We start from the raw sequence: 19,347 nt of genomic DNA on the forward strand, positions 1-19,347 counted from the left end.
ATTTTTGCACTCAAAATAAAACGAGTAAAAAATGGCAAATGCAATTACTTGGGTAGAAATTCCCGTAAAAGATTTCGAGAGAGCAAAAAAGTTTTACGAAACTATTCTCAAAACAAAAATTCAACCAATCCCAACACCGAGAGGAAAATGGGGAAGTTTCCCTTTTGAAATGGGTGAAGTAAATGGCGGTGCAGCAATTGTTGAAGGCAAAGGCTACGAGCCATCAACAAAAGGTTCTCTTGTGTATTTAAGCGGTGGACAAGATTTAAGCAAACCGCTTTCAAGAGTAGAAGAAGCAGGTGGTAAAATAATTTTACCTAAAACCGAAAATGGCGGTTTTGGCTTCATTGCTTTGTTCACCGACACAGAGGGGAATAAAATTGGGTTTCATTCACAAAAATAAAAAGAACATCAAATGGAAAATAAAAGTTTTACAGCAACCATAGAAGTTGCAAAATCGGCAAAAGAAGTGTTTGAAGGCATTTGCAAAGTAAATGAATGGTGGGGGCACATTGAAGGAAAAACAGAAAAACTAAATGATGTGTTTCGTTATTTACCTAATGACACTTGGGTAAATTTCAAAATCACAGAATGTAACGACAATAAAATTGTTTGGCACGTTACCGATTGTTTTTTGCATTGGCAAAACAATAAAACGGAATGGACAAACACCGATGTAATTTTTGAAATTGTAGAAACCGGCAATTCAACACAAATCAATTTCACACACATTGGTTTAGTTCCCGAAGTTGAATGTTATGAAAATTGCAGTAAAGGTTGGACACATTATATTAAAATCAGTTTACAGCAATTCTTAACCACAGGCAAAGGACAACTGACAAAATAATTCTCTAATTTTGTGCATTAGAAATATCAACACCATAAAAGATGAAAGCGGTAGTAATTGGCGAAAGTTCGGGTGCAACAATGGAGCAAATTATGTTGGTTTATCCACGACATAAAATTGTTGTGGACAAGTATATTCAAAGAGGCGAAGTGATTGGGATTGGACCTTTTACTGACAGAGGAAATATGGCAATTTTCAGAACCCGAGAAGCAGCCGAACAGTTTGTAACCGAAGACCCTTTTATTTTGGAAGGACTTGTAAAATCTTATGCTATCAGAGATTGGGGCGACAATTTATTGGCTTGACAAAATGATAAACAAAACAGACGAATTAAAAGCCCAGCTGCCAACATCGGTTTGGCGTTATGGCGGCTGACGAACAAAAGCTCAACGGAAGTAATTCTATTGAGCTTTTGTGCTAAATTTGTGCTGACGGTTTTCAAATGCCGCCACAAACGCCAAGCCGTTGACCGTTGTGTACTATGTCTACCAATAAACATGAATAGTTTAGCAAAGAATAAATATGACCTAATTTATAAATCAATGGGATTTGAACGTTCCGAACTTTTCGAATTAATAAAACAGGAATTCAACCCACGTTCAGTAATTTATCCGGGATGTTCTGTCCATATCACACCTTCATTTTATTTTAACCATGTCGTTTACATTGATAAAAATCAAATAGCGTCGGATTTTTTTGCCAACGCTGATATGGTTACAGATTTGATTAATAAAAACAAGAGATACAAAGAAACGTCATATTGGAAATTTATACCTAAAGACTTTAAAATTGATCTGGGATTGAGATATGCTTCATTCGACTTGTTGCTGTCCTTGTTTGCTGGAAAACTGATAGATTATTGTGAGCAATACATAAAGCCAGGTGGTCTAATTTTAACAAGTAGTTTATTTTCTGATAATGAATCGATTAAAGAAAAAGATAATTTCGTGTTAATAGGTTTAATCAAACGAAAAAAGCACAAATATTTTATTGATTCTAATAGTAGCTTATCAAAATCGAAAAAATCAAAACTCCAACAAAAAAATAATGGATTAGAGTATATTGACAATGAGTGTTATTATCTATATCGAAAAATGAATAAATAATGTGCACAAAATACGATTCCAGCAATATAGTAGCGAAAACGAACAATTATATACTTTGTATCAATGAAAAGAATAGAAACAGAAATAATTTTAAATGCCGAGCCAACTAAGGTTTGGCAAGCTTTAACCGATTTTGAATCTTATGAAAAATGGTGTTCCTCTATTAAGTTCATTGAGGGTAAACCCAAACTGAATGAAATTGTAAAAATGGAAACCGTCACACCAGACGGTTCGGGAAAAACATATATAGGAAAAGGCAAGATTGTTGAATTAATACCTTTTAAATCATTAAAATGGAGAGGTGGAATTGTAGGTATTTTAGTCGGGCTTCATTTTTGGCATCTTGAACCAATTGAAAATAATAAAACAAGGCTCATTCAAGGAGAAGATTTTTATGGACTTTATCCATTTTTTGCAGGGAGAAAAAAGATTCAATCATTCAAACCATTTTATGAAAATATAAATCTTGAACTAAAGGAATATCTTTCTAAAATTTAGCCGAAACAACCCTTAGATATAATAAGTTAATGATAACGCAAAATTAAAAAACACAGCACACAACATCGCATTAGCAAAATGGCGGGGAAACGGTTAAGTTGAAAGTTTCTGCATTTTTTGCCGCCGAATGCGTTTCCCGTTGGCGGTAATGGTAAAACGACCGTGCTAAATTCAAATTTTCGGCTGACAAAGAACAGATTTACGAACAGTCCTTACAAATTCCCGTAAGAACACAATTTATATTTTCTACATTGTAACCATTCGGCACGGAAAAATGAACAGCTTCGGGAAGACATTCAATCGTTTCACATTTGGTACAGCGAAAATGAAAATGATTAACAGGCATTGCTTTTTCATCACATTTGATACATACGGCAAAATATTGTTTTCCGTCTTCGGCTACAATTTTGTGTACCATTCCGTCTTCACAAAAACGGTTTAAAACCCTGTAGATAGTAGCTCTGTCAATTTCTAAATCTAATTTTTGTTCGATAGCATCACGGCTCATCGCTTTTCCTGTATTCATCAATAAATCTAAAACAGCTTCTTTTGACGGTGTATTTCTACGTTTCATCTCTACTCTTTTTCTTTTGCAAATTTAATGCGAATAATTTGCATTAAATTATTGCGACATTGTCGCAATAATAAAAATCTTCTTATCTTTGCCCAAAAATAGATAATGACAAGACGAGAAATCATAAAACAAGGCGGACTTGCCTTAACCGCATTGGCATTGCCTTTTCCATTAACAGCATTTACAAAATTCAATCGTATGACAGACAATAAAAATTTTGACGTAATCATCATTGGTGGAAGTTACGCAGGACTTTCATCAGCAATGGCATTGGGACGAGCATTGCGAAATGTTTTAATCATTGACAGCGGTTTGCCTTGCAACCGACAAACACCACATTCGCACAACTTCATTACGCAAGACGGAGTAAAACCAAGTGAGATAGCAGAAAAAGCCAAAACACAAGTTTTGAAATATGAAACCGTAAAATTTCACAATGACCTTGCTGTTAGCGGAAAGAAAACCGAAAACGGTTTTAGTATCACAACAAAAACAGGCGAAGAATTTACAGCTAAAAAACTCGTTTTTGCAACAGGCGTAAAAGACACAATGCCCGACATCAAAGGTTTTTCTGAATGTTGGGGTATTTCGGTAATTCATTGTCCGTATTGTCACGGTTACGAAGTGAAAAATGAAAAAACAGGAATTTTAGCCAACGGAAACTTTGCCTATCACTATGCACAGTTAGTCAGAAACCTTACAAAAGACCTGACCATTTTTACCAATGGTAAAGCCGAATTTACACCTGAACAAAAAGGCAAATTTGCCAAACACAATATTCCAATAATCGAAAAAGAAATTGCTTATCTCAATCACAAAAACGGCTATCTGAAACAAATTATTTTCAAAGACAATTCAACTTTTGACCTTAAAGCAATTTATTCACGACCTGCATTTGAACAGCATTGCAAAATTCCCGAAACCTTGGGTTGTGAGCTTACAGAACAAGGACACATAAAAGTAGATATGTTCCAAAAAGCAACTGTAAATGGTATTTTTGCTTGTGGCGACAATGCAAGTCCAATGCGTTCGGTAGCTTATGCTGTATCCACAGGAAACATTGCAGGTTCGATGACAAACAACGCACTTACAGAAGAAGAATTTTAACGGAAGAAAACCACATACCACCAGCAAGGGTTTTGTAAAATGGCGGGGTAACGGCTTCGATTGAAACTTTTTTGCTAATTTTGAAGTCGGTACTTCGATTAAAAATTAGTGCTAATAATCCGCCACTTCACAAAGCCCTGATCCGTTACAGGCAATGTTAACGAACCGCCCTAACACTATTTGCCAAATGACAAATTTCCGATAGACAACAATTTCTAACTTTGCTAAATGAAAGAATTTATCGAATATGTGTTGCAATACGGCAATTTAAACAAGCAACAAATTGACCTCATTACCAGCAAAGCGACAGAAATTGAACTTTGCAAAGACGATTTTTATTGGGAAGCTGGAAAAACAGTTAGAAAAATCGGATTTCTTACGGACGGTGTTCTTCGTGTTTATTATTACAACAACAAAGGCGAAGAAATTACACGCTACTTTATTGACGAAAACCATTTGATTTTATCGGGTAACACGGTTGACGAAGTTTATACACCTTCCGAATATCTATCAGCAATTACCGACTGCAAAATGGTTGTTTTCTCGAAGCAAGATTGGAAAGAAATTGGCGAAACCATTATCGGTTGGGACGCTATTATTCAAAAAATAATTACCAAGCATCACAGCGAAAAAATTTCGAGAAGAAGTGAATTGATTTCCCAAGATGCTAAAGAACGTTATCTTGATTTTATGGAGAAATTCCCAACATTGGTAAATCGTGTACCGTTATCATTTATTGCTTCATATTTGGGAATTACCCAATCTTCATTAAGCAGAATTAGAAAAAACATTCACTAAAATCACTTTTTGCCATTTGACAAATGGTTTCATTTTTTATTAAGCAACCTTTGTAGTGTCAAACTTTAAACAAGAAAAAAATGAAATCAAGAAAATTAGGAAACAGCGGATTAGAAGTGTCTGCATTGGGTTTTGGAGCAATGGGTTTGAGCTTTCCAAACGCACCAACAAAAGAAGAAAGTATAAAATTAATTCGTTCGGCAGTTGAACACGGTATTACGTTTTTTGACACAGCACAAGGCTATGGCGAAAATGAATTGTTGGTAGGCGAAGCGTTGGAACCATTCAAAAACGAAGTGGTAATTGCTACGAAATTCGGTTTCAAAGACGGAAATGTAAGATTAGGTTTAGATAGTCGTCCCGAAAACATTATTGCCACTGCGGAAGCATCTTTGAAGCGATTAAGAACCGATGCAATTGATTTGTTTTACCAACATCGTTATGACCCGAATGTTCCGATTGAAGACGTTGCGGGAACAGTAAAAGATTTAATTCAACAAGGAAAAGTAAAACACTTTGGTTTGTCCGAAGCACCTGCCGAAATTATTCGCAAGGCTCACGCTGTTTTGCCTGTAACAGCTTTGCAAAGTGAGTATTCAATGTTTTACCGTGAGCCTGAAACTGACATCATTTCTACGTTGGAAGAATTGGGAATTGGTTTTGTTCCGTTCAGTCCATTAGGCAAAGGCTTTTTGACAGGAACAATCAACGCAAATGTTGAACTTGACAAGGACGATGTTAGAAATTATTCCCCACGTTTTAGTAAAGAAAACCGAGAAGCCAACCAAGCATTAGTTGATTTGGTTGTTTCCATTGCGACAGACAAAAACGCAACACCTGCACAAATTGCATTAGCTTGGTTGTTGGCTCAAAAACCATTCATCGTTCCAATTCCAGGAACTTCAAAGTTGCACCGTTTGCAAGAAAACATTGGTGCTGACAAAATTGCTTTGACAACTGACGAGTTAAGCAAAATCAACTCTACATTGGCGACAATTAAAATAGTTGGTGAACGCTATCCAGCACAAATACAAGAAGCAACAGGACGAAAATAAACACTGCCTGTAACAAGGGTAACGGTTGCGCAACCCTGAGAACCGACAGTGCAGCCATTGACGAGAGTAAAATTAGACATTGAATGACTGTCCTCGTGACGACTTTTATTTGACATCGAGACAAAATTTAAACTTTGGCACTTCTATTTTACGACTGTTTCGGGACAAAGTAATTCATTGTATTACGGACTTTATGAACTGCAGGACGACAATTCAAAAGATTACAGCTAACAACCCAACATTTTTTCGTTCCTTTGCATAAATACTAAGCAGTATCTTTTATGAAAAAGGCGGAAGCAACACGGTTGATGATTTTACAGAAGGCGTTTGAACTGATTTACGTTAAGGGTTACCAAACGACAAGCATTGACGATATCATCGCCACAACAAAAGTTACCAAAGGGGCTTTTTACTACCATTTCAAATCCAAGGACGAAATGGGGCTCGCCATCATCAACGAAATCCTAAAGCCGACACTTACAAATAGTTTTATTGAGCCGCTTCAAACCGAAGAGAATCCATTAGATGCAATTTATAACCTAATGGACAATCTTTTAATGAAAAATGATTTTCTGAAAGTGGAATACGGTTGTCCCGCATCCAATTTTACGCAAGAAATGACCCCGTGGAATTCGGAATTTAATAAGGCTTTGAATGTATTAACTCAGGAATGGACAAAAGCAATAACCGCTACCATCGAAAGAGGCAAGAAAAGCGACACGATCCGTAAGGACGTAAATGCGAAACAGGTAACCATCTTTGTTATGTCGGGCTATTGGGGCATTCGGAATTTGGGAAAATTAGAGAACAGCAAGAAAGTTTATGTTTCTTATTTAAAGCAACTTAAAATCTATTTAGATAGTTTGAAATAATTTTTATCGATCAGAAACATACTAAATAGTATTTTTTGTATTTTTGGCAATTACTAATAAAACAATTGAAATAAAAAATGTCCATAACAAAACACGAAGAATTAATCGGAATGCAAAAAGTAAGCGAAGCAGTTGCTTACACGCTTAAAGAAATGCGGAACTATGCAAGACCCGGTATCACTACAAAGCAATTAGACGACTTCGGTGCGAAAATACTTTCGGATTTCGGTGCAAAATCCGCACCTTATTTGACTTATGGTTTTCCAGGTTGGACTTGTATAAGTGTAAACAATGAGTTTTGCCATGGCATTCCGTCTGAGAAGAGAACTTTAAAAGAGGGCGATTTGGTTAACATTGACGTTTCGGCTGAACTTGACGGCTTTTGGTCAGACAATGGTGGTTCATTTGTACTTGGAGAAGACATCTACCAACATCAAAAATTAGTGGATGCATCCAAAGAAATTTTACACAAAGCCATTAACAGCGTTAAAGGAGGAATGAAAATTTCTGAAGTTGGGCACATCGTGGAAACCGAAGCCAAAAAAAGAGGATTCAGGGTCGTTAAAAATTTGGGTGGTCACGGTATCGGAAGGAGTTTACACGAACAGCCCGATGAAATAATGAACTATAAAAACCGCTTTGACCAAAGACGGTTTAGAAAAAATTCAGTGGTTGCCATAGAAACTTTTATTACCACAACTTCTACGTATGCAACAGAGTTAAATGATGGTTGGACAATGGTTGGCAACAAAGGTGGTTTTATGGCGCAACACGAACATACCATCGTCGTTACAGACGGTAAACCGATGATTCTAACTGAAATGAATGGAATTTGGAATTAATACACATACTCCATAATTAAAAAAAACGCTACCAGTTATTCTGACGATTGCGTTTATAGTTGAACTTTTGCTCGTTCTTCTGTTTACTTTCTTATTTAAAGCAACTTAAAATCTATTTAGACAGTTTGAAATCATTTTTTTTCTTCAAAAAACATACTAATTAGTATGTTTTTTTATCTTTGTATTCAAACATAAAAACAAGAAATATGCATACACATCATCACACCATTCCGGAATTTACAATCACCAATGCAATAGCTGCGGTGCTGATTGGTTTCGTATTTATCATCATCATGTCGTTTGTAAAAGAACCATCCCGACAAAAGATCAACGCCATCATCATTGCCGGTGCAGGCGGAGTTTATTGGAGCGGTGGATTAGGCATCTGGGAATATGTATTTGGTGCCGCCATGCTATTTGTTGCTTTCAAAGCCCTCAAGCACTACTATTTCATAGGTATTGGTTGGCTGATGCATACAGGCTGGGACATTATGCATCATCTATACGGTGATCCCATCATTCACTTTGCACCATTGTCGTCTGCCGGATGTGCCGTGTGCGACGCAGTTTTAGCCATTTGGTTTTTCTTTGGTGCACCTACCATTTGGGGCGTATTCAGAAAACAAAAAACAATTACGGCATAAAATGTATTCAACTTTATTAGTCTTTCACTCTTTAATTCGCTGGCTTGTTCTTGCCTTTTTGCTGTATTCTATTTACAGAGCATTTGTTGGTTACATCCATAACAAAACTTTTTCCAAAACGGACAATGCTTTTCGCCACTGGACCGCAACCATTGCCCATATTCAGTTAATGATTGGCATCATCCTTTACACGCAAAGCCCGATTGTAAATTACTTTTGGAGAAAAACCGAAACCGGTTTACAGAATTTGGACTTAACTTTCTATGGCATAATACACATTTTCTTAATGCTGACCGCCATTGTAGTATTGACAATCGGTTCTGCATTGGCAAAACGACAACCAACAGACAAAGAAAAATTTAAGACCACGTTCGTTTGGTTTTCTATTGCATTGATCATCATTTTCATTGCCATTCCTTGGTCATTTTCACCATTGTCGAGCAGACCTAATTTCAGAACATTTTAACTATGAAACAGTTTTTTACAACAACAATCGGACGTTTACGACTTTTAGCTTTTTTAGAAGGCTTTTCATTACTTGCTTTGGTTTTTGTAGCCGTTCCACTCAAATATTATTTTGACAATCCAACAATGTCAAAAACGCTTGGACCAATTCACGGTGCGTTATTTTTGTTATTTGTGTTTAACACTTTGCGTTTAGGTGTTGAGCAACAATGGAAATTTAAAGAAATCACTTGGAAAGTTCTTGTTGCTTGTTTCATTCCGTTCGGGACATTTTACATTGACTACAAAATACTTCGCAACATTCCGACAGACGAAAATTAACGACTGAAAAAAGGGCGTGCTGGTAACATAGTATTGGCGCAATAGCCAGATAAGCCTATGTTTTTGAAGTTTTTGGTTAATAATTAAGTTTGTTTCTAATTTAAAGTTTGTCTTAGTTATGGCTACTGCAAGCCAATACTCGGAACGTTATTCAACCTCTTTTAGCTTTTTGATTTCTTCTCGCCTCCTATCTATACTGTATAATAGTTTGTTTTCCTCTTCTCTTTTAATCACCAAATCGTGGAATTTATCAGAGTTTAGAGAGTATGCGGAATCGATGTGCGCAGTAATATCTGGCATTTCCAAAGTCATCATCCGGTAACGAAGTTCATACGATGTCTTATCACCGATCTGTCGATCCTTTTCCAGTAACATACCTAATCCCAATGAAATAATGACCGAAAATAATATCATGATAATAATCACGGGTGTGGATTTAAGGTCAACACCGTAAACGTGTTTTATATTCACGCTGTCGGGTATCTTGGATAATTTGGCAACTATTTCATTTTCCTTTTCAGTCAATATTGAAAGGTGTTTGCGTGTTGCTTCGGAACTCCTGTTTGCTACATCTTCCAAAGAGCCGTAATCCTTGATGATCTTGGATAAGATGTCGTGTTCCTGTTTGATAAAGGCTTTTATCTGGGTTAGATGTTCCTGATCCTTTGCACGCATATCGTGAAATTCCTGCATCGCTTTTTCATTTGCCGAGAGCAACGATACAATGGTCGGCATGATACGTACAATATCCTCCGTAATGAGGTCTGTGTTCTCCTGTAGGGAATCGACCTGCTGTTTGATGTTTTCCAGTTCTGTCTGCATAATTTCTAACGTTTTAAATTACTGTTCTTTTTCTTTTTTCGCTTTTTGATAAAGGGATCTTCCTGTTCTGGTGTAATTTCGGGGATCGAGAATAAAGCGGATGCTATATCACCGATAGTTTCGCCGATACTGGTATCTGTCAGGTGACCTGTCGAAACGTTGCTTTCCACCTTGTGGAATTATTCCTGAGCGTTATCGATCCCGTTTAATGCCTTGTCGATCTGCCCGAAGCTCAACGAACGGTCAACGGCAGACCCCTGAAATACCTGTCCGTTCTTGGAGAATGAAATGCCCTGTATTTCATCTGTTCCCGACCTGTACTTAAACTGGATTTCCACACCCCTGTACCGTATATAGTTTTCCAGTTCAGCCCAGTTTTTGCTGTGGCGTATACCTGCCTTGACAGTATCGTAAATCTGGTATCTTGTCCTGTCGTTACCTTTGAGCCGTCCCCTGTTGACATTCGTTTTACCCTCGGACTGCTTGAAGCCATACATGGCGTTGAGTTCCTTACAGGCTTTAAAACTCTTGTACCGCCCATTGCTGTTGGAGATAGTCTTGCCATAATCGTTTACACGGTTGTAAATGATGTGGATGTGATCGTGTTTGCGGTCGTGATGTCTGACCATCAGACACTGTGTATCCTTGATCCCCATTTTGGAGAGATACCGCTTGGCTGATGATACCATGATGTCATTGTTCAGCATGTTCTTGTCATTGGTATTCCATGAGAGAATAATATGCCCGACTGCCCTGCCCAATCTGGGGTTCAGCATCCGCTGAAAATTGAAATCCTGTGCAATGGTCTTAGCCGAATCCGTCCGCAGTCCGTTAGCGAGGATGATCTCACTGTCTTTTTTCAGCACATACCCCACACATCCGCCGAATGATTTCCCCTCAATTATCTTCGCAATCATGGCGCAGTAGTTTATTGATACAATGGTTGATGTGGCTGATCGTATTCCGGCACTCCGTTGCTACGTCTAGCAATCCTGTCTGGTTGGCTTTCTTTGTCAACTGGTTGAGGTTGTTCGATGCCCCCGTGATTGCCCTGAACGCTTTGAGTTGTTCCTCGGTAAACCTCGGGACGATCTTTCGCATAACGGTAAAATATTGGCGAAGGCAGGGATTTGAAGTGCTACTGCCGATGTCAGCACAAAAGTTAAATAAGTGTACTTCTGTTGGTTTAAGCACATCAGCCCTGCTTTTGGCAATACCTTGTTAGGTGCAGTGCTTCTCACAAATATAAATAAAATGAAAAGTGAAATTCAAATAAAAGAACAAATTGAAAAGTTGAAAAAAGCTATATCTAAAGATGAAGAATTTTTAAGAACAGCAACAGGTAATGATGTTACTTTAGAAAATAGAATTGCAATACAAAACGAAATCAACTTGAGAAAAGGGCAAAAAAGTATGTTAGAATGGTTGTTTAGCAAAGAACCAACAGAACGTGAACTTTCTCAATTTAGGATGCCGTCATAGCATTGCACCTAACGGCACTTTTGCGCACCCATTCCGATTTGCTCATGCCTGCGGTTTCCGCATTCTTCAGAACCCTTTTATGTTCCGTTTCATCGAAACGGACATTGATCCTAAACCGCTTTTTATTTTCCAGTGCGGGTCTACCGCCTTTGTTCTTTCTGTCTTTCATGATGTTCGTTTTTAGCTGTGACCATCGGGAGCCAATAGGTTTTGGGGTCACCAAAACACAACCTTGCTCCCTACCTATTCGATAGTTTTCTGCCAGTAGGGCGATTTTCGATTTTGGTGTCGGATAGACCATGCACCAGATAATCATTCACGTCTTTTATCATACTGTTCCTGCGCTGTAGCTCCCGTATTCCGTTTTTGAGACCGTGGGTTTTTCCAAAGCGGATTTCCAATTCCCTGTAAGCCTTTGTTCCCGACCCGTCCGTGTCCAGATAGCTGACGATAGTTTTGTGCCGTTCCAAAAACGGGAATGACCTTTTCAGGTGGGCAGTGGTGTTCAGGATACAATAATCTGTACTCGGAAACGGTCGGTCTGCAATCTTCCGTAGTGTCAAAAAAGAGAGCCAGTCCATAAACCCCTCGAACAGCATAACCCTGTCGCTTCCGTTGTCTACGGTGGTGATGTCCTTTGTCATTAACGACCGTTTGTCATAGGGGTTGCGCAGTTCAAACCCTCCCGAATCATTGGCAGAGCATACGGCAAAATACGTCTGTCCATTTGCCGTCCGGTAGTAGATTTCCTTGCAGAAAGCCCTTGCAATATCGGGGTCGATCCTGCGCTCATTGGACAGGTAGCCGAGCAATGCTTTGTTTTCAAGCGGTTTTACGGACAGTATCGTGTAGCCTGTATCTTTTTCTGTCTGTACGACGTGCCGACTGTCCAGAACGGTCTGCTGTTGAAAAGAAAGGGTATTTTTTCTTTCATCAGCCCACTCCAAGACTTTAGCGAGTTCGGACGTGCCTAAGAACTTCATCAGGAAATCAATGTTGTTCCCACCGATACCCTCGGAATGGGAGTACCATATATTTCGGTGTACGTCCACCTTTGTCGATGCCGTCCGTTCATCCCCTCCGTTAAAGGGGTTCTTGAACCATGCTTCCCTGCTGTTCATCTTGGCACACGGAATCTGTAAATGCTGTAATATGGATATGAGCGGTATTCGCTTTAATTCTTCACATGTCATACTCGTGATTTTTAGAGAGGTTTAGTTTAGTCTATCTATATATAGGGGCAGACTAAACTAAACCTGTTTTTCAGTAATAAAATTCGGGGTTGAACCGATAGGTCTTGTCGTTCTTGATGACCATCCGCTTGTTTTCCAAAAATGTCTTTAGCTGTTTTGCCTTGTTCGTTCCGAAATTGAACCCATGTGCCAAATAGCCCTCCTGTAGCTTGCTCACGAAGTCGCCATAACTACACGTTATTTCTCCGTCAGTGAACAACGCCTGTAACACCTCTCGGTGATTATCGGCAGACAGTTCCTGATAATCGAAGCCTTTCCTTGCTTTGGGGATTGCCATTTCCAGATTCTCTTCCAGTCGGGGCAAACCGTCCTCGATATAGAATGCGAACGGCTCAAATTCGATGTCACGGATAAACTTCGGCGATACGATGCTGTAATTTGCATCCAGATCGTTTTTGCTTATCTGTAGGACAGTTTCCGCCTTGTTGTTGATTTCAGTTCCCAGATGCCCTCGTGTATTGTCATCGCCTTTGTTGAGGTGCAGGACAACGTGGATATGTACATTGAGTTCCTGTGACCATTTCATGAGCTTGCTCGTTATTTCGGTGGCATTGTTGATGTCAAAGACAAGGTCACGGATGCCGTCAATGACGACCAGTCCGATCTTGCCTGCGTACTTGAAAAGTGCGTATTCGATGATATTGATACGCTCTTTGGTAGGGTACTCCCGCAGAGCGATAAAATTTAGGTTCTCGTGGACTTCGGTCGTTGGGTAGCCTATGAGCTTATACACTCTTGAAAGAAGCCTGTGGCAATGGTATTTCCCTTGCTCGGTATCGCAGTACAGCACCATGGGGCGATTGCGTGGCACGTCCACCCTGTACTGTAATATCTGTTTTCCGCTTAATGCCGATGCGATTAACGAAATGACGTTGAATGTCTTTCTGCTCTTTGCCTTGCCCGTAGAGGCACTGAAATTCCCAAGTGTTCCGATGACGGAATCCGAACTGCATATCTTTATCATGATGGGTGGCTCTAAAAATTCATCTGTAATCCTGACCAGTGAGCGGTCGAACGCTTCAACGGTCTCCTGCTTGAACGGCATCATCATTTACCTCCCTTGTTATGGTTGAAGTTCGTCATGGATGCCATAACGTCCTCTTTGTTGAAGTAAATGCGTTTTCCCATACGTCTGTACGGAATACGTCCCTGCTTCATCCATTCGGTCAGGCTCACAAGGGAAATATCCAGTTCGTCCGCCATTTCCTTTTTGGTCAACAGTTTTGCTGTCTGTGGTTTCTGTGGATTGTCAGCCGTTTTTTTGACGTCTGTAATAAAAAGGTGCAGTTCCTCCCTTACGGCATCCTTGATACAGTCTTTGAGGGCTTTTTGGTCAAGTAAAATCATACTTTGCTCATGTTTATCAATTTAATAATGTCGAAGTCGTGGCCACTTTCTCCGAGTGAGTTAACATGGGCAAAGTTGGGAAGTACACAAATCAAAAATCCCCTCAAAATTAATTTTGAGGGGATTTTTGATTCACAAATTACTGAAAAACAACTACATGTGTTTTACGTATATATTCTATTAGATTCTTTAATATTGAAATATTTACTCCTGTTTTTTGATTTGAGCATCTCTTTTCCCAAGTTGTCCTTAAAGTAATCGAGTATCGTATCGTAGCTAAGTAGTTGACGATTGTCTTCTTTGCTATTTGTGTGAGACAACGTGAAATAGTTGTGGATCAATCTTGCCCATAATTCAGGCTTTGCCGATAGGAAATTATTATCTGTTCTGGGAACTTTTAAGTCTCTCAATTGCATAAAAAGGTCAATTAATAGTTTTTGATCTCCGTTCAAAATTGCAATCCTATATTCCGGAGCAACATTTTTCAATTGATTCTGCAAATCCTTTACGGTTGACTGTTCTTTTTCCAAAAGCACCTCCAATTCATTTTTCCTCTCAATGATCCGTTGATATTCTATAAAAAACTGGTCAGAACCCCTCTCGTCAAACAGGAATTTGGACAATACGGATTTTGTGTCGTTGGTATTCTGCCAGTTCATTATTTACTGCACATAGGAGACGGACTGCCGTAGACGTTCTTCGTTGGTCACCGTCAGACCCCATTTGTCTACCTCTTTAAGAACTTCCCGAAATCTGGTCAATTTGTGTATCCTTGTCTTAGACCGTGTATTGTAGTAGTATAACGTTTCCCGTGATTTCCTGTCCTTATCGACAATTTCCAGTACTATTGCTAAAAACGTTTCTTCATTGCCGTCAGGGTTACATGCAAGGTAGTACTTTTTATGGTGTTGATAGAAAGGGATATACTCCTGTTCGGTTATGTTAAATATCCGCATGACAAAATACCCCGAAATGTGGATAGGATTCATATTGAAAAACGGTCCTATATCAAATCTGTTCTTTCGTTCCCTCAATGTTTTTCTCAACTTAAAGTATCTTTCGTCCATAACTCAAAATTTATTTAGTGCATCGATTAACGAATCCGTGCTTGCTGATTCGTATTTCATTAAAGTCCGTATATCGGAATGTGCCGTCAGTTTCTGTACAAGTGTAATCGGTACGTTCCTGCTCAATAGGTTTGTGACCATTGACCGCCTACCGACATGGCTCGATAGAAAATCGTATTTCTTTTTTTCTATCACCAGTTTTTGCTTGCCCGAATACCTCGTTATCTTTATGGTTTCGTTCAGCCCTGCCAGTTTTCCGACCGTTTTAATATATTCATTGAATTTCTGATTTGATATTTTGGGTACTTTGTAACCGATACGCTCCAGAATATCCTTTGCAGGGGCAATATACCCCTCGAATGGTACGATTACCCTTTTCTTGACCTTGATGGAAATAAAGTCCCAAGCATTGTTCCTGATGTCCTTTGGGTCAAAGTTGATCAGATCTTCAAACCTCTGCCCAGTGTAGCACAATAGACAGAACAGATCCCGTACCCTTTCCAGACTGGGCTTGTCCGAAAGGTCATGGTTCAGTAGCTTCTCGATTTCCTTTTCGGACAGCGCAATGATTTCGTTATATGCTTTCTTTTTAAAATTTGTTTTCTGTGTCTTGAAAACATCGGGATGCACTAAATAATCATTGTCGTTGCACCACTTTAGAAATACCTTTAACGTGGATATGTACTTGTGTATGGTATCATTCAGCAAGCCCGTCTTATCCTCATCGTTCGTGTTCTTTTTCTTGCTTAGAAATACCTCAAACTGATCGAGAAATTTACCGTCCATTTCCCTAAGAATAAGTTTTGTTCCTTTATGCTTCTCAAAATCCTCTAATCCCTTAAAGACTGTCCGGTATTCTTTTAACGTACCCTCTTTGACAAAATTGGATTTGTAGGAAAGGAACTGGGTTTTCAGGTGGGAAATGGATATTTCGCTGTTGACGGCATTGTCCTTGTCGATACAGTCCTGTATAATCTGCTTATAATCTTCTTTGGAAAGAAACTGGTTTGTGTCTTTTTTGCGCATTGCTTCCCTTGTACAGCAGTTTGCAAGGTTGTTCAGTTCGACATTGAACTCCAATGCACCGCTGACACTTGGCTTCATCCGCTCCTTTTCAAAGTCCCAGTTCTTGGGCAGTATCTTGTAGTTGGTTCTGTATTTTATCCTGCAGGACTTATCCGGCGAAAAGAAAAGATACAGCGCAGTCGGGGATGGATTCCAGAACTTCTGTGCAAGGTTCTTCTTTTTTCCGCCAACCTTAGCCAGTTCCTGCTTGATCTTTTCAGGGGCAACGTTGGGATTATACGGCTTATCTAAATAAAAATTCACTTTCATATTTCTCGGACATATTTCGGACAGAAATGCTTAATATTACCATATTTCACCTTTGTAAAGGTAGGTAAAGTTAAGAATTAGTTTTTATAAATGCCTAATAATCAGATTGAAATATAATAAATGGAATTGAGCTGTGATAAGGGTTCGAATCCTGGCACCCCGACTAAAAAAGGAAACCGTCTTGAAAGCAATTTTAAGGCGGTTTTTTGATTCTGGTAATTTTTGATATATCTATGAAAACCTGTTATCCAATAATTTAATGGTTCAAATCCCAGCTCCGCTGTTGAGTATGTAGATTAATGAAGGATTGTCTTCATTTATTCATGTTACGTTGAATATTGCCAGTTTCCACAGTATGTTTTAATGAATGCGACCCCTCCGGGAGCTAACTCCTTTTTTACTTCAATAATAATCTCCTTTGCTTTTACTTTTAAATCAGCATTTTCCTTTTTATGCTTTCCATAGATATTAGACCGATAAATTAACTTTCGATCAATTACACAACTATTTAACAGGTGATAATTACAACAAAGTAATATTAATAAAATATAGTAAGCAATAACACTTGTTTAATCGGTGTCATGCCATAGTATGGATCGAAGACTCCAGGAACATGGTTTTTAATTAGCTTCTGTTGAGTGTCAAATAAAGAAACAAAATACTGAATCTGCTTTTCAAGATGTTTGCTACTATAGATTCATTTTTTTTAAGGATTGTATTTAATTCATTGTATGTTTGACCAATTATGTGCTCCATTTCATGTTTTTATTTTTACACCGCCATTAATGCCTAAAGAGATTTACCTAAAAAGTACTTCTTTAAATAACCTGATCAAAAATGTTTTCCGATCACTTCCAATAGCGGTTCCTCGATTTTTCCATTGGTTGCAACGATCTCCCGCGAGTTGAACAGCTCGCTGCCGCCTGAAAAATTGCAGGTTTTACCCCCCGCTTCGCGGACAATGACCACGCCGGCAGCAATATCGTATGAGTTGAGGTTGTATTCAAAGTAACCATCAAAACGGCCGCAGGCTACATAAGCCAGATCGGTAGCGGCCGACCCAAAGCGACGTAAACCGTGGCATTTTTGAGTCAATTCCCTGAACACATTCAGGTATTTTTCCAGCTTGGCAAAATCATAATACGGAAAACCCGTAGCAATAAGCGATTTAGGTATAGTATCGTTATCGGTAACCCGGATGGGCTTGTCATTCAGGTAGGCCCCGCCACCTTTCCACGCATAAAAACATTCGTCCCGCGATATTTCATACACCACACCGGCAACCAGCTCACTCTTCTGTTGCAGCGCAATGCTCACCGCGTAAGCCGGCAAACCATGAATAAAATTTGTTGTCCCGTCAAGCGGATCTACGATCCAGTTAAACTCTTCGCCGGTAACATTTACGGTTTCCTCCTCGGTAATGAAACCGGCCTGTGGCAACAAGGCGGATAATTTCGCTACGATCAGCTTTTCCGACTCTTTATCCACGTATGAAACCAGGTTATTCAATCCCTTATATTCAATTTTTGAGGTGGTAAAGCCTGCCGACTCCTGGCGAATGAAATTCCCCGCTTCCTTAGCAATGGCGATAATATCAAACGTAATCTGTTTAAGATCCATAGGTGTATTGTGTCTTTTTAGCTTGCTGCGATGTCCATATCATCCCAACAATACCAATAATAACCATAATGAACGAGATAAGCTCAGCCTGCGTAAATGCCATGCCAAACACATGATACAATGAGTTTACACGGATATGCTCAATAAAGAACCGTTCAATTCCATTTAATACCAGGTACAGCGAGAACATAAAACCTGTGACCCTGATATGTTTACGTAACGACCATAAAACAGCAAATAAGATCAGGCACATCACCAGCTCATAAAATGAAGTAGGATACACGCCTACCGGCAGCTCATGGCAATATTTACCGGTACAACCCGGAATAGGCACACCTTCGTTAATTACGTTATGCGGAAACTTGAACGACCAAACCCAGTCCGGCAGCCAGCTTAACCAACCTGGTTTAGGATTCGGATTCGGTATTCCCCAGTCGCCATCGCCCGACAAATGGCAGCCGATACGCCCAACGGCATAAGCCAGCATCATTCCCGGGCTGCCAATATCCAGCATCACCAGGGGTTTTATTCCGTTTTTATAGGCAATATACAATACGGCTGCCCCCCCGCAGATCAAACCGCCATAAAACGTCAAACCACTAAACGACAATAAATCAGCAACCGGATCCTTTAAAAAGTTATCAAAATATTCCAGGCTATTGAACACCTTAGCTCCAACAAAACCACAAATAGCAGCCCACACCACAATAGAGCTCATCAACTGGTATGGATGAACGGTTTCCTCCACCAGCTTAGGCTGTGGCAAACGGGTTTTATTCTTCTCAGACCAGGCCCAGTAGGCAAATATGCCGCCCAGCAAAAGGCCCCCTATAACATTTCCTTTGGCAGAAAGAATAAATTCCTGCGGATTGTCTACAAATGCGCTGTAATTTAATATGCCATACAGTATTTTATATCCGATTATAAAGCCGAATACAGCATTAAAGATAAGTTCAGCAGGCGTTGCAGGCTCGCCAACTTTAACTTTTCGCTTAAACGGATGAATAATACCCAACGCCTCTTTACGCTTAAACTCCTGAACAAATGCCCAGTAACCTGCTATAAATGCGATGGCTACAAAAAATCCGAACGTCTGAACTGGCAACGGGATGCTGAGACCGGTTAGATACTGTATTAAATAAGAAATGGTTGGAAACATGGCGCTAAAGATAGCGGATTACAATGAAAAAGTTGTAAGGTATATTTAGGTTGTAAGTTTTAGGATGTGAGGCAAAAGGACTTATGGTTCATAGTTCATGGCAAATAGCCGGAGAGTCAGGCTTCAATACCCA

The 19,347-nt window shown here is 39.3% G+C and carries 27 protein-coding genes; 14 read left to right on the forward strand and 13 right to left on the reverse strand.

The window, feature by feature from the left end; all coding sequences use genetic code 11:
* The first annotated feature begins 31 nt into the window (after positions 1 to 31).
* From FW774_RS10930 to FW774_RS10950, 5 genes are all read left to right on the forward strand, one after another.
* Positions 32 to 403, forward strand: coding sequence for a VOC family protein (locus FW774_RS10930; RefSeq protein ID WP_149348209.1), 372 nt, complete (start codon positions 32 to 34; stop codon positions 401 to 403).
* A gap of 12 nt (positions 404 to 415) precedes the next feature.
* The gene (locus tag FW774_RS10935) at positions 416 to 847 is read left to right on the forward strand and encodes an SRPBCC domain-containing protein (protein ID WP_149348210.1); all 432 of its coding nucleotides are present in this window, start codon (positions 416 to 418) and stop codon (positions 845 to 847) included.
* A gap of 41 nt (positions 848 to 888) precedes the next feature.
* Positions 889 to 1,152, forward strand: coding sequence for a YciI family protein (locus FW774_RS10940; RefSeq protein ID WP_149348211.1), 264 nt, complete (start codon positions 889 to 891; stop codon positions 1,150 to 1,152).
* A 192-nt stretch (positions 1,153 to 1,344) separates the two neighbouring features.
* A complete protein-coding gene (locus FW774_RS10945; RefSeq protein ID WP_149348212.1) occupies positions 1,345 to 1,953 on the forward strand; it encodes a hypothetical protein in 609 nt (202 codons plus the stop codon).
* Positions 1,954 to 2,016: 63 nt separating this feature from the next.
* Complete coding sequence (locus FW774_RS10950) at positions 2,017 to 2,451, forward strand: SRPBCC domain-containing protein (protein WP_149348213.1); 435 nt, start codon at positions 2,017 to 2,019, stop codon at positions 2,449 to 2,451.
* 199 nt (positions 2,452 to 2,650) lie between these two features.
* Here FW774_RS10950 and FW774_RS10955 read toward each other — a convergent pair whose 3' ends face one another.
* On the reverse strand, positions 2,651 to 3,025 hold the full coding sequence (locus tag FW774_RS10955; RefSeq protein ID WP_149348214.1) for a Fur family transcriptional regulator: 375 nt from the start codon (positions 3,023 to 3,025) through the stop codon (positions 2,651 to 2,653).
* A gap of 105 nt (positions 3,026 to 3,130) precedes the next feature.
* Between FW774_RS10955 and FW774_RS10960 the strand changes: the two genes are divergently transcribed.
* The 8 genes from FW774_RS10960 (at position 3,131) to FW774_RS10995 (ending at position 9,129) form a co-directional block, all read left to right on the forward strand.
* Entirely contained in the window at positions 3,131 to 4,132 is a 1,002-nt protein-coding gene (locus tag FW774_RS10960) for an NAD(P)/FAD-dependent oxidoreductase (RefSeq protein ID WP_187774873.1), read from the forward strand.
* A gap of 228 nt (positions 4,133 to 4,360) precedes the next feature.
* Positions 4,361 to 4,930, forward strand: a complete 570-nt coding sequence (locus FW774_RS10965; RefSeq protein ID WP_149348215.1) for a Crp/Fnr family transcriptional regulator — start codon at positions 4,361 to 4,363, stop codon at positions 4,928 to 4,930.
* A gap of 80 nt (positions 4,931 to 5,010) precedes the next feature.
* Positions 5,011 to 5,985 (forward strand): aldo/keto reductase, encoded by a 975-nt coding sequence (locus FW774_RS10970; RefSeq protein WP_149348216.1) that lies wholly within the window; start codon positions 5,011 to 5,013, stop codon positions 5,983 to 5,985.
* A gap of 281 nt (positions 5,986 to 6,266) precedes the next feature.
* The gene (locus FW774_RS10975) at positions 6,267 to 6,857 is read left to right on the forward strand and encodes a TetR/AcrR family transcriptional regulator (RefSeq protein ID WP_149348217.1); all 591 of its coding nucleotides are present in this window, start codon (positions 6,267 to 6,269) and stop codon (positions 6,855 to 6,857) included.
* 77 nt (positions 6,858 to 6,934) lie between these two features.
* Positions 6,935 to 7,699 carry a type I methionyl aminopeptidase gene (gene map / locus FW774_RS10980; protein ID WP_149348218.1) on the forward strand — a complete coding sequence of 255 codons (765 nt, stop codon included), beginning with the start codon at positions 6,935 to 6,937 and terminating at the stop codon, positions 7,697 to 7,699.
* Between the two features lie 206 nt (positions 7,700 to 7,905).
* Positions 7,906 to 8,343, forward strand: a complete 438-nt coding sequence (locus tag FW774_RS10985) for a DUF6010 family protein (RefSeq protein ID WP_149348219.1) — start codon at positions 7,906 to 7,908, stop codon at positions 8,341 to 8,343.
* Position 8,344: 1 nt separating this feature from the next.
* Complete coding sequence (locus FW774_RS10990; protein ID WP_149348220.1) at positions 8,345 to 8,809, forward strand: hypothetical protein; 465 nt, start codon at positions 8,345 to 8,347, stop codon at positions 8,807 to 8,809.
* A gap of 2 nt (positions 8,810 to 8,811) precedes the next feature.
* Entirely contained in the window at positions 8,812 to 9,129 is a 318-nt protein-coding gene (locus FW774_RS10995) for a DUF3817 domain-containing protein (protein ID WP_149348221.1), read from the forward strand.
* A 147-nt stretch (positions 9,130 to 9,276) separates the two neighbouring features.
* Here FW774_RS10995 and FW774_RS11000 read toward each other — a convergent pair whose 3' ends face one another.
* Genes FW774_RS11000 through mobC form a run of 4 tightly spaced genes read right to left on the reverse strand, consistent with a single transcriptional unit; the run spans position 9,277 to position 11,052 of the window.
* The gene (locus tag FW774_RS11000) at positions 9,277 to 9,951 is read right to left on the reverse strand and encodes a hypothetical protein (protein ID WP_149348222.1); all 675 of its coding nucleotides are present in this window, start codon (positions 9,949 to 9,951) and stop codon (positions 9,277 to 9,279) included.
* Between the two features lie 5 nt (positions 9,952 to 9,956).
* Entirely contained in the window at positions 9,957 to 10,121 is a 165-nt protein-coding gene (locus FW774_RS20660; protein WP_242457796.1) for a hypothetical protein, read from the reverse strand.
* Positions 10,122 to 10,130: 9 nt separating this feature from the next.
* A complete protein-coding gene (locus FW774_RS11005) occupies positions 10,131 to 10,868 on the reverse strand; it encodes a relaxase/mobilization nuclease domain-containing protein (RefSeq protein WP_242457797.1) in 738 nt (245 codons plus the stop codon).
* Positions 10,849 to 11,052, reverse strand: a complete 204-nt coding sequence (gene mobC / locus FW774_RS11010; protein WP_149348223.1) for a plasmid mobilization relaxosome protein MobC — start codon at positions 11,050 to 11,052, stop codon at positions 10,849 to 10,851. Before mobC ends, FW774_RS11005 begins: the two co-directional genes overlap by 20 nt.
* Positions 11,053 to 11,205: 153 nt before the next feature.
* Between mobC and FW774_RS11015 the strand changes: the two genes are divergently transcribed.
* A complete protein-coding gene (locus FW774_RS11015) occupies positions 11,206 to 11,433 on the forward strand; it encodes a hypothetical protein (RefSeq protein ID WP_149348224.1) in 228 nt (75 codons plus the stop codon).
* Here the strand turns inward: FW774_RS11015 and FW774_RS11020 are convergent.
* From FW774_RS11020 to FW774_RS11055, 8 genes are all read right to left on the reverse strand, one after another.
* Positions 11,417 to 11,602 carry a plasmid mobilization protein gene (locus FW774_RS11020; protein WP_242457798.1) on the reverse strand — a complete coding sequence of 62 codons (186 nt, stop codon included), beginning with the start codon at positions 11,600 to 11,602 and terminating at the stop codon, positions 11,417 to 11,419. The genes FW774_RS11015 and FW774_RS11020 overlap by 17 nt on opposite strands.
* Before the next feature lie 70 nt (positions 11,603 to 11,672).
* Positions 11,673 to 12,626, reverse strand: a complete 954-nt coding sequence (locus tag FW774_RS11025) for a toprim domain-containing protein (RefSeq protein WP_187774874.1) — start codon at positions 12,624 to 12,626, stop codon at positions 11,673 to 11,675.
* A 70-nt stretch (positions 12,627 to 12,696) separates the two neighbouring features.
* A complete protein-coding gene (locus FW774_RS11030) occupies positions 12,697 to 13,737 on the reverse strand; it encodes an AAA family ATPase (protein ID WP_242457799.1) in 1,041 nt (346 codons plus the stop codon).
* A complete protein-coding gene (locus FW774_RS11035; protein WP_149348226.1) occupies positions 13,734 to 14,033 on the reverse strand; it encodes a helix-turn-helix domain-containing protein in 300 nt (99 codons plus the stop codon). Before FW774_RS11035 ends, FW774_RS11030 begins: the two co-directional genes overlap by 4 nt.
* Positions 14,034 to 14,197: 164 nt before the next feature.
* Positions 14,198 to 14,692: a hypothetical protein gene (locus tag FW774_RS11040; protein WP_149348227.1), complete on the reverse strand. Its 495-nt coding sequence runs from the start codon at positions 14,690 to 14,692 to the stop codon at positions 14,198 to 14,200.
* Between the two features lie 411 nt (positions 14,693 to 15,103).
* The gene (locus FW774_RS11045; protein WP_149348228.1) at positions 15,104 to 16,435 is read right to left on the reverse strand and encodes a site-specific integrase; all 1,332 of its coding nucleotides are present in this window, start codon (positions 16,433 to 16,435) and stop codon (positions 15,104 to 15,106) included.
* An 831-nt stretch (positions 16,436 to 17,266) separates the two neighbouring features.
* A complete protein-coding gene (locus tag FW774_RS11050; protein WP_149348229.1) occupies positions 17,267 to 18,055 on the reverse strand; it encodes an inositol monophosphatase family protein in 789 nt (262 codons plus the stop codon).
* Positions 18,045 to 19,214, reverse strand: a complete 1,170-nt coding sequence (locus FW774_RS11055; RefSeq protein WP_149348230.1) for a prolipoprotein diacylglyceryl transferase — start codon at positions 19,212 to 19,214, stop codon at positions 18,045 to 18,047. Before FW774_RS11055 ends, FW774_RS11050 begins: the two co-directional genes overlap by 11 nt.
* Positions 19,215 to 19,347: the final 133 nt, after the last annotated feature.

The sequence above is a fragment of the Pedobacter sp. BS3 genome (assembly GCF_008274585.1).
Classification (GTDB): Bacteria; Bacteroidota; Bacteroidia; order Sphingobacteriales; family Sphingobacteriaceae; genus Hufsiella_A.